The organism is Streptomyces sp. NPDC048352 (assembly GCF_040651895.1).
Taxonomy (GTDB): domain Bacteria; phylum Actinomycetota; class Actinomycetes; order Streptomycetales; family Streptomycetaceae; genus Streptomyces.
The window spans coordinates 1-10,265 of the sequence record NZ_JBEZKZ010000130.1; the positions used below are offsets into that span (position 1 = coordinate 1).

Genomic DNA, 10,265 nt, shown 5'->3' on the forward strand with positions numbered 1-10,265 from the left:
CTGGTCGACGGTCGGGGCGGCAGTGGCCCCCAGCCGGTCCGCGAGCCGCGCGGCCCGCGCCGGGTCGGCGTCGCTTCAGTTTGCGCTCCAGGTGGTCGAGCCGGGGGATCGTCTGGGTGTCGTCCTCGGCGGTGAGGTCCACCGTCCGCGGACCGGAGGGATCAGTGGGTTCGGTTCCGTTCACGGCCTGAAGTGAGGGCCTTCGGCGCAGGGGCAGCTGTCCCGCTTCCGATATGGCGGGCTCCGCGCCGACCGGCGCGGAGCCCGACCCGGGAGCCAGCCCCGGCAGGTCGACCTGGCGCGCCCGGGTCCGCCCGAACGCCCTGTTCTGCCGGCCCAGCGCCTTGATGTGGGCGCGGTCGAGGCGGTGCTGTTCCCGCCTGCGGTGCCGGTCCTGTTCCCGCTCCTTCTTGTCCTCGCGCACCTCGTCCACCGCCTCGTCGAGGGTGCGTACCCCCTCCAGCAGCATCAGCGACCAGGCGCCGAAGGTCTCCCGGGGTGCCCGCAGCCAGCGGACCATGCGGATCTGCGGCAGCGGGCGCGGGATCAGGCCCTGCTCGCGCAGTGCCGCCCGGCGGGTCTGCTTGAGGGCCCGGTCGAAGAGCACCGCCGCCGAGAGCGACATCCCGGCGAAGAACTGCGGTGCGCCGTCGTGGCCCGAACCCCGGGGGGCGTGGACCCAGTTGAACCAGGCGGCCGCCCCGGCGAACAGCCAGACCAGCATCCTGGAGCCGAGGGCGGCGTCGCCGTGGCTGGCCTCGCGGACCGCGAGCACCGAGCAGAACATGGCGGCCCCGTCGAGGCCGAAGGGGACCAGGTACTCCCAGCCCCCGGAGAGGTTCAGGTTCTGCCGGCCGAAGCCGACGAGCCCGTGGAAGGAGAGCGCGGCGGCCACCGCCGCGCAGCAGAAGAGCAGGACGTAGGAGGCGGTGCCGTAGACGGCTTCCTTGCGGCGCCGGCGTTCCTCGCTGCGTTCCCAGCTGTCGTCGGCCGCGGCCTTCTCGCCCTCACGCCTGCCCCGGGCCAGTACCGCCACTGCCGCAAGTACGCCCAGGAGCAACAGGCTGCCGGGCAGCAGCCAGTCCAGCGATATGTCGGTCAGTCTCATGCGGATGTCCCTTGCCTCGCGTATGCGGCGTTCCGGGCGCCATAGTGGCGCAGCCGGTCAGTGGTGCACGTGGGTTTCGGGGCAAGTGGACGCCATCGGGGTGCGGGTCCCGTCGGATAGGGTGTTGTGGGTCGAACTGGCGCTCGGAGGCGCCGAGTTGGGTTCGAATCAGCTTCAGCCGAACGGGTGGGTTCAGCGTGCGGCCGCCGTGTGCCGGGCGACGCGGTCCGCGTCACAGGTGCGCGGGCAGGTCGTACAGGTGTCCTCGGGGCGGATCGTGTAGAAGAAGCAGCAGCCGGCCCGGTCCCTGGTGGTCAGCTCCGCCCCGCCGGGGCCGGCGAGGGCGCGGAAGCCGGCGCCGGCGGTGTACGGCGCGACCGCGCCCGGCAGCAGCAGCTCCAGTTCGCGCACGGCCCGCCGCTCCTCGCCGAGCAGGCTCCCGACGTACCAGAGCCCCTCGACCACCTCGTCGGTGGCCATCGCCCACAGGGCGCGGCGGCCGCGCCGCATCCGCGGGCCGAAGCCCGCCAGCAGCGGTCCGAGGTGCTGGGCCACCGCTGCCCGCACCTCCTCGCGCAGGGCCTCCTCGCCGGGCACCACCCGCGCTCCGGGGAGGGCCGCCGCCGGGTCGTCCGGCAGGCAGGCGAACTCCCCGACGTGTACGGCCATCCGCCCCCGGGTCCGGTGGAAGGCCACCCGCTCCACGGGCAGCCGGGGCACCCGGCGCTCCAGGAACCACGGGACGGTGATCAGCAGGCAGGCCGGCCAGGCGTACCGGTGGAGGCCGAACCCGGCCACCACGTCGGGCCTGCCCTCCCGCCCGTGATCCCGCAGCACCTGGGCCCGGTCCCACGCGAGGTGGGCGTCGAGGGCCGCACCGCCTTCCGCGAGCTCGTGCGCGCCGACCCAGCCCCCACCGCGAGGGAGGGGTTCGTGCGCGCCGTGCTCCTCGGCCCGCAGGCCCGGGTAGGCGGCCGCCAGGCGCTCGTACGCGCGCGCCACCGGAGAGCCGGCCGGGGCGGCTGCGGACGGGAGCGGGGCGGGAACAGCCGGGCCGGGCATGGCGGACCACCGAATTACGCGTCGTGAGGAAAGGTGAGGCTTACCTTACTGGATCCCGGTCGGCGGGGGAATCCGCGGCCCGCCCGGAGGCGCCGCACCGCTCGCGAGGGCGCCCCGGGCCCCGTCACCTATCCTCGGTACCGGTCGAGACCCGGAGGAGGACCGAGTGCACGAAGCGGCCCATGCCCTGGTGTCACAGGAGCCGGCGGCGCAGGAGCCCCTGCTCCCGCCGCAGAAGGTGCTGCGCCATTCGGTGCGCGGGCAGGTCCTCGACGCGCTGCGCGCCGCCCTCGTGGACGGGGAGCTGGTGCCGGGGGAGATCTACTCGGGTCCCGCGCTCGGCGAGCGGTTCGGGGTTTCGGCGACCCCCGTCCGCGAGGCGATGCAGCAGCTGGCGCTGGAGGGGGCGGTGGAATGCCTGCCCAACCGGGGCTTCCGCGTGCTGACCCGCACCCCCCGCACTCTGGCGGAGCTGTCCGAGGTCCGGGCCCTGATCGAAGTGCCCGTGATGCTCGGCCTCGCCCGGTCGGTGCCCGCCGCGGCCTGGGAGTCCCTGCGCCCGGCGGCCCTCGCCACCGCCGAGGCGGCCGCCGGGGGGGACCTGCCCCGGTACGCGGACGCCGACCGGGCCTTCCACCGGGCGGTGCTCTCCCTCTCGGGCAACGGCCAGCTGGTGCAGATCGCCGAGGAGCTCCACCGCCGTGCCCAGTGGCCCCTGCCCGGCGCGCCGCGGGTGCGCCGCGCCGACCTGGTGGCCGACGCGGCCGAGCACACGGCCCTGCTGGAGGCGCTGGCCGCGCGTGACCTCCCGGCGGTGGAATCCCTGGTCCGGGCCCACTTCGCCGGCGCCTGACCGCTCCCGCTGGGGTCCCGCTGCGCGGGGCGAGGTCCCCTACCCGCCCTGCGCCCGTTCCCCGGGGCTGCGCCCCGGACCTCCTGGGGGCTGCGCCCCGGACCTCCTGGGGGCTGCGCCCCGGACCCCCCGGGGCTCCGCCCCCGGCCCCCCGCGCCTCAAAGGCCAGCGGGGCTGGATTTCGCCCAGCGCATCCCAGCCCGCGCGGCGTTTGAGCGCAACGGGGTCAGGGGCAGCGCCCCTGGGAACGGTGGAAGGGCGGGTAGGGGACCGGCCCCGCAGGGACTCCGGGCCCCGCCCCGCAGGGTCAGGCGGCGGGGGGCAGCTGGTCCGCGAGCCCCCGGGCCCGCCCCGTAAGGCTGGGCCCCGCCCGGCCCCGGCTACGCCGCCGGGGTGAGTTGGTCCGCCAGCCAGGTCGGGATGCCGCCCAGCAGGTGGAACAGGCGCCGGGCCTCCGCGCGCAGCCGGGTCGCCTCGGGCTCCGGCTCGACCTCTGCCAGGGCCGCCAGCGCGGGCGCCGTGCCGACCAGGAACCCCAGGTCCTCCCGGATCCGCAGGGACTCCGCGAAGCCCTTGCGGGCCTCGGCGACCTCGCCGTCCCGCAGGGACAGCGCGGCCAGGTGGCGCCAGGTGAACGACAGCAGCAGCGTGTCGCCGTGGGCCGCCGCCCCCGTGTGGGCGCGGTGGTAGGCCGGCCGGGCCGCCTGCGGGGCGTCCGCCAGGTGTTCGGCGACCAGGCCCCGCCGGAAGTCCAGCAGCGGGCGGGTCCGCGACGCCGGGGACAGCAGGGCGGCCGCCCGCCCCAGCGCCGAACGGGCCTCGTCCGCCCGGTCGCGCACCCCGAGCACGGTGGCCGCGTAGGCCAGCTGGCCTCGCTCGCAGGCCGCCGCACCCCGCTCGTCGTCGTCCCGGGCCACGGCCTCGGCCACCCGCAGCGCGTCCTCCGCCTCGGACCAGCCCTGTCCCGTGAAGAGGCACCGCTCCACCAGGAGCGCGGTGCGCTGCACCGCAGCCCCCGCCTGGTCCGCGTGCGGCGTCAGCAGGGCCGCCGCGTCCGACCAACAGCCGCGCGAGCGCAGCCGCCATATCGCCCGCTGGAGGGGGTCGTCGCCCCCCGTCGATCCCGCACCGGACATGGCGGTATCCGCCACATTGCCCTCCCCGAAGCAACCAAGCAGCACGTCGTTGAGCCCTGGGGCGAAATGAGAGCACGGATCGGCTGCATCGGCCAAGGGGTCGGGTGAACTCTTTCACAAAGTCCGGACGGCTCGTCAGCCGCCCCTGCCCGGCCCCTTGGAGGGAGCTGCGCTGATGGGAGGGCCGGGGGTCAGCTCATGCGCAGGGCCAGGAAGAAATCGAGCTTGTCCTCCAGCCGCGAAAGGTCACGCGCCGTCAGCTGCTCGATTCGCCCGACCCGGTAGCGCAGCGTGTTGACGTGCAGGTGCAGCCGCGTCGCGCAGCGGGTCCAGGAGCCGTCGCAGTCCAGGAACGCCTCCAGGGTCGGGATCAGTTCCGCCCGGTGCCTGCGGTCGTAGTCCCGCAGCGGGTCCAGCAGGCGGGCCGTGAAGGCACGGCGCACGTCGTCCGGCACGAACGGCAGCAGCAGCACGTGCGAGGCCAGCTCGTGGTGCCCGGCGGCGCAGACCCGCCCGGGGCGGGCCGCCGCGACCCGGCGGGCGTGCCGCGCCTCCTCCAGGGCCCCGCGCAGGCCCTCGGCGGAGTGCACGGCCGCGCTGACGCCGAGCGTGAGCCGGCCGTCGTCGGCCAGGCCGGCCGCCAGGGGCTCCCGTACGGCCGCCAGGAGCGCGTCGGCGTGCAGGGCGGAATCCGGGCCCTTGTCCTCGCCGGCGTCGCCGGAGAGCGCGGGCAGCGGGACGAGCGCGATCGCCTCGTCACCCGCATGGGCCACCGCGATCCGGTCGGACGGCTCCGGCCCGGCCATCGAGGGGTCGACGAGGATCTCCTCCAGCAGCGACTGGGCCACCGGGCCGCCGGGGATGTCCCCGCCCTCCCAGTCCACCCGTGCCACGACGACCTGCCAGTGCGGGGCGGTGCCCAGCCCGGGCAGCAGCACCGGGGCGGCCACCCGCAGGCGGGCGGCGATCTCGGCGGGCGGAGCGCCCGTCTGGACCAGCTCCAGCACCTCCTGGGCCAGGCGGCGGCGCACCGTGCGGGCCGCGTCGCGGCGGTCCCGCTCGACCGCGATGAGCTGGGTGACGCCCTGGAGCAGGTCCAGGCGCTCGGCGGGCCAGTCGCCCGCGTCCGCCTCGACGGCCAGCAGCCAGTCGGACAGCACGCTCTCGCGCACGTCGCGGGCGGCGGGGCCCGCGCCCCGGCCGTGTCCCCTGATCGGGAACAGGGAGTAGGTAATACCCTGGAGGGACATCCGGTGCGGGCCCCTGCGGCCGGTCCGGACCGCCGCGAGGTGTTCGCTCGCCAGCGCCGCGCAGATGCCCGGAGACAGCGGTTCACCGGCCCCGGCGATCTGCCGGCCGGTGGGCGAGAGCACCCAGGCCCGCAGATCGAGGTCGGTGGTGAGCAGATCCAGCACCACGTCGGGTCCGCCCCCCGCGGGGCCCGAGGTCATCAGCCGCCGGTGGCGGTCCACGACGGCCGCGAGGTCGCCCGCGCGCTCCCCGGAGACCTGCCGCACCACGTACTCGGTGATGGTGGCGAACGCAACGTCCTCGTTCACCGCGAAGAGCGGCAGCCGGTTCCGCAGACAGGCCGAAACCAGATCGTCGGGGATGTCTCCCAGTTCCGCCTCGCCGGCCGCCAGGCCCGCGACGCCGGCGCTCGCGAGGATTCGTACGAATGGCTCGGAGTCGGCCGAATTTCTTCGCCATGCCAGGCCGGTGAGGACAAGTTCTCCTCCCGTCAGGTATCGGCTGGGATCTCTCAGGTCGGTCGTCATGACCCCGCGGACCGTCCGGTCGAGTTCTTCCTCGCCGCCCAGCAGCCGCAGCCCCAGCGCCTCGGTTTCCAGCAGTGCGCGCAGCCGCATGATGTCGCCGCCGATCTGTCTCGAATGTTGCCGTTGGAAATCGGGCAGGTCGTCGCATCCTGCCTTTCATACGAATCTACAAGACGAAGGAGGCCGCCAGCCAACTCCTTCATGGTTTCGGTGACTGCACCCGAGGGACACCGGGCTTGTGTACTGGCTCCACACCGCGTTAACAGCACGTGAACGACCAGTCGAGGGCCCTTCGGCCTCCTGGCTTGAAGTGAACGACCCGATTATGAAGAAGAGAGCCGCACATGGACTTCCTTCGCCCCGCCAGCTGGGAGGAGGCACTCGCCGCTAAGGCCGAGTACCCCACAGCTGTGCCGATTGCGGGTGGCACCGACATCATGGTCGAGATCAACTTCGATCACCGCCGTCCGGAATACCTCCTGGACCTCAACCGCATCGAGCTGCTGCGGGAGTGGGAGGTCGGCGAGGAGGTCACCAAGCTCGGCGCCTCCGTCCCGTACACCCAGATCATGGAGAACCTGCGCACCACGCTGCCGGGTCTCGCGCTCGCCTCGCACACGGTCGCGTCCCCGCAGATCCGCAACCGCGGCGGTGTCGGCGGCAACCTCGGTTGCGCCTCGCCCGCCGGTGACTCCCACCCCGCCCTGCTCGCCGCCGACTGCCAGGTCGAGGTCGAGTCGGTACGCGGTTCCCGCCTGATCCCGATCGACGAGTTCTACACCGGTGTCAAGCGCAACGCGCTCGCCGCCGACGAGCTCATCAAGACGGTCCACATCAAGAACGCCACGGGCCCGCAGCAGTACTCCAAGGTCGGCACCCGCAACGCGATGGTCATCGCGGTCTGCGGCTTCGGCCTCGCGCTGCACCCCGAGTCCCGCACCGTGCGTACGGGCATCGCCTCCGCCGCCCCGACCCCGATCCGGGCCAAGGCCGCCGAGGAGTTCCTGAACGCCGCGCTCGAAGAGGGCGGCTTCTGGGACAACGGCAAGGTCATCACCCCGTCGATCGCCAAGCAGTTCGGTGAGCTCGCCTCCGGCGCCTGCAACCCGATCGACGACGTCCGCGGCACGGCGAAGTACCGCCGCCACGCGGTCGGCATCCTGGCTCGCCGCCAGCTCGTCTGGACCTGGGAGCAGTACCGCGGCAACAACGGCCGCTCGCTTGAAGGGGCTGCGTAACCATGCGCGTCAATTTCACTGTCAACGGTCGTCCGCAGGAAGCCGACGACGTGTGGGAGGGCGAGTCCCTTCTCTACGTGCTGCGTGAGCGTCTGGGCCTGCCCGGCTCCAAGAACGCCTGCGAGCAGGGCGAGTGCGGTTCCTGCACCGTCCGCCTCGACGGCGTGCCGGTCTGTTCCTGCCTGGTCGCGGCCGGCCAGGTCGAGGGCCGCGACGTCGTGACCGTCGAGGGCCTGGCGGACTTCGCCAAGCAGCGCGAGGACCACGGGCACGCCTGCGGCACCGGCGCGTGCGGCGGCGGCAAGGGCGTCTCCACGGACGAGGCCAAGCAGTGGTCCGCCAAGGGCACCGACTCCCAGACCGGTGAGGGCGCCGAGCTCTCCAACATCCAGCAGGCGTTCATCGACGCCGGCGCCGTCCAGTGCGGTTTCTGCACCCCGGGTCTGCTGGTCCAGGCCGACGCTCTCCTGGAGCAGAACGCCGACCCGTCCGACCAGGACATCCGTGAGGCCCTGTCCGGCAACCTCTGCCGCTGCACGGGCTACGAGAAGATCCTCGACGCGGTCCGCCTCGCGGCCGCCCGTCAGGGAGAGGCTGTCTGATCATGGCCAACACCCGCACCGCGCCTTCCGGCACCCCGACGAACGTCACCCAGAAGCACAACAAGGGCGGCATCGGCGAGTCGACGCTGCGCCCGGACGGCACGCTCAAGGTCACGGGCGAGTTCGCGTACTCCTCGGACATGTGGCACGAGGACATGCTGTGGGGCCAGACCCTGCGCTCAACCGTCGCCCACGCCGAGATCGCGTCCATCGACATCTCCGAGGCGCTGGCCATGCCCGGCGTGTACTCCGTGCTCACCTACGCGGACCTGCCGGCCGAGATGAAGAACTACGGCCTCGAGATCCAGGACACCCCGGTCCTGGCCAACGGCCGGGTACGCCACCACGGCGAGCCGGTCGCCCTCGTGGCAGCCGACCACCCGGAGACCGCCCGCCGCGCCGCCGCCAAGATCAAGATCGACTACCGGGAGCTCCCGCTCGTCACCGACGAGGCCTCCGCCCTCGCCCCCGACGCGATCCTGATCCACGAGGGCCGCGACGACCACCACTCCGGCCACGTCCCGCACCCGAACATCGTGCACCGCCAGCCGATCATCCGCGGCAACGTGGAGGAGGCCCGCAAGCGCGCCGACGTCATCGTCGAGGGCGAGTACACCTTCGGCATGCAGGACCAGGCCTTCCTCGGCCCGGAGTCCGGTCTCGCCGTGCCGTCCGAGGACGGCGGTGTCGACCTCTACGTCGCCACCCAGTGGCTGCACTCGGACCTCAAGCAGATCGCCCCCGTCCTCGGCCTGCCCGAGGAGAAGGTCCGCATGACGCTCTCCGGCGTCGGCGGTGCCTTCGGCGGCCGCGAGGACATCTCGATGCAGATCCACGCCTGCCTGCTGGCCCTCGCGACCAACAAGCCGGTCAAGATGGTCTACAACCGCTTCGAGTCCTTCTTCGGCCACGTGCACCGCCACCCGGCGAAGCTGTACTACGAGCACGGCGCCACCAAGGACGGCAAGATCACGCACATGAAGTGCAAGATCGTGCTGGACGGCGGCGCCTACGCCTCGGCCTCCCCGGCCGTCGTCGGCAACGCGTCCTCCCTCTCGGTGGGCCCGTACGTCATCGACGACGTGGACATCGAGGCGATCGCGCTCTACACGAACAACCCGCCCTGCGGCGCGATGCGCGGCTTCGGCGCCGTCCAGGCCTGCTTCGCCTACGAGGCCCAGATGGACAAGCTCGCGGCGAAGCTGGGCATGGACCCGGTGGAGTTCCGCCAGCTGAACGCCATGGAGCAGGGCACGATCATGCCCACCGGCCAGGTCGTGGACTCCCCGGCCCCGGTCGCCGAGCTGCTGCGCCGGGTCAAGGCCCGCCCGCTGCCGCCGGAGCGCCAGTGGGAGAGCGCCGGCGAGGGCGCGGACGTCCGCGCGCTGCCGGGCGGCCTGTCCAACACCACCCACGGTGAGGGCGTCGTCCGCGGCGTCGGCTACGCGGTCGGCATCAAGAACGTCGGCTTCTCCGAGGGCTTCGACGACTACTCCACCGCCCGCGTGCGCCTGGAGGTCATCAACGGCGAGCCCGTCGCGATGGTCCACACGGCCATGGCGGAGGTCGGCCAGGGCGGTGTCACCGTCCACGCGCAGATCGCCCGTACGGAGCTGGGTGTCACGCAGGTGACCATCCACCCGGCCGACACGCAGGTCGGCTCCGCCGGTTCCACGTCCGCCTCGCGGCAGACGTACATGACCGGTGGCGCCGTGAAGAACACCTGCGAGGCCGTCCGCGAGGCCCTGCTGGAGATCGGCCGCCGCAAGAACGGCTCCTTCCACCCGGCCTGGGCCCACGCCGAGCTGCTCCTGGAGGGCGGCAAGGTCGTCACCGACGGCGGCGAGGTCCTCGCGGACATCGCCGACATCCTCGAGGACGAGGCGATCGACCTCGAGCTCGAGTTCCGCCACCGCCCGACCGTCCCGTTCGACCTGGTCACCGGCCAGGGCGACGGCCACGTCCAGTACACCTTCGCCGCGCACCGCGCGGTCGTCGAGGTGGACACCGAGCTCGGCCTCGTCAAGGTCGTCGAGCTGGCGACCGCCCAGGACGTCGGCAAGGCGCTGAACATGCTCTCCGTGGTGGGCCAGATCCAGGGTGGTACGACCCAGGGTCTCGGCGTGGCCGTCATGGAGGAGATCATCGTGGACCCGAAGACCGCGAAGGTGCGCAACCCCTCCTTCACGGACTACCTGATCCCGACCATCCTGGACACCCCGACCATCCCGGTCGACGTCCTGGAGCTGGCCGACCCGAACGCCCCGTACGGGCTTCGCGGTCTCGGCGAGGCCCCGACCCTGTCGTCCACGCCGGCCGTCCTCGCGGCGATCCGCGCGGCGACCGGGCTGGAGCTCAACAAGACGCCGATCCGTCCGGAAGCCCTCACCGGGACCCTCCACCTCGACCTTGACGCCCTGCTCGTGCTGCCGCAGCCCGGTCACCTCCACTCCGCGCTCGATGACGGCGCCCGAGTCCAGGGCCCAGG

At 73.1% G+C, this 10,265-nt stretch carries 7 protein-coding genes and 1 pseudogene; 4 read left to right on the forward strand and 4 right to left on the reverse strand.

The window, feature by feature from the left end:
- Positions 1 to 1,108: DUF2637 domain-containing protein (locus AB0D45_RS33915; RefSeq protein ID WP_362466374.1), on the reverse strand; the 1,108-nt coding region annotated here is incomplete at its 3' end.
- A gap of 192 nt (positions 1,109 to 1,300) precedes the next feature.
- Positions 1,301 to 2,170: a (2Fe-2S)-binding protein gene (locus AB0D45_RS33920; protein WP_362466377.1), complete on the reverse strand. Its 870-nt coding sequence runs from the start codon at positions 2,168 to 2,170 to the stop codon at positions 1,301 to 1,303.
- A 190-nt stretch (positions 2,171 to 2,360) separates the two neighbouring features.
- On the opposite strand from AB0D45_RS33920, the gene AB0D45_RS33925 reads away from it, so the two are divergent.
- On the forward strand, positions 2,361 to 3,023 hold the full coding sequence (locus AB0D45_RS33925) for a GntR family transcriptional regulator (RefSeq protein ID WP_361609458.1): 663 nt from the start codon (positions 2,361 to 2,363) through the stop codon (positions 3,021 to 3,023).
- Between the two features lie 380 nt (positions 3,024 to 3,403).
- On the opposite strand, the gene AB0D45_RS33930 is transcribed toward AB0D45_RS33925, so the two are convergent.
- Together AB0D45_RS33930 and AB0D45_RS33935 are read right to left on the reverse strand one after the other, a co-directional pair.
- A complete protein-coding gene (locus tag AB0D45_RS33930) occupies positions 3,404 to 4,174 on the reverse strand; it encodes a hypothetical protein (RefSeq protein ID WP_361609448.1) in 771 nt (256 codons plus the stop codon).
- Positions 4,175 to 4,350: 176 nt separating this feature from the next.
- Positions 4,351 to 6,027 (reverse strand): PucR family transcriptional regulator ligand-binding domain-containing protein, encoded by a 1,677-nt coding sequence (locus AB0D45_RS33935; protein WP_361609450.1) that lies wholly within the window; start codon positions 6,025 to 6,027, stop codon positions 4,351 to 4,353.
- Between the two features lie 254 nt (positions 6,028 to 6,281).
- On the opposite strand from AB0D45_RS33935, the gene AB0D45_RS33940 reads away from it, so the two are divergent.
- The 3 genes and pseudogenes from AB0D45_RS33940 to pucD form a co-directional block, all read left to right on the forward strand.
- Positions 6,282 to 7,175, forward strand: a complete 894-nt coding sequence (locus tag AB0D45_RS33940; protein ID WP_362466381.1) for an FAD binding domain-containing protein — start codon at positions 6,282 to 6,284, stop codon at positions 7,173 to 7,175.
- A gap of 2 nt (positions 7,176 to 7,177) precedes the next feature.
- Positions 7,178 to 7,777, forward strand: coding sequence for a (2Fe-2S)-binding protein (locus AB0D45_RS33945; RefSeq protein WP_361609454.1), 600 nt, complete (start codon positions 7,178 to 7,180; stop codon positions 7,775 to 7,777).
- Positions 7,777 to 10,173 (forward strand): annotated as a pseudogene (pucD, locus tag AB0D45_RS33950) (xanthine dehydrogenase subunit D); the annotation flags it as partial. The gene AB0D45_RS33945 and the pseudogene pucD, both read left to right, overlap by 1 nt.
- Between the last annotated feature and the right edge of the window lie 92 nt (positions 10,174 to 10,265).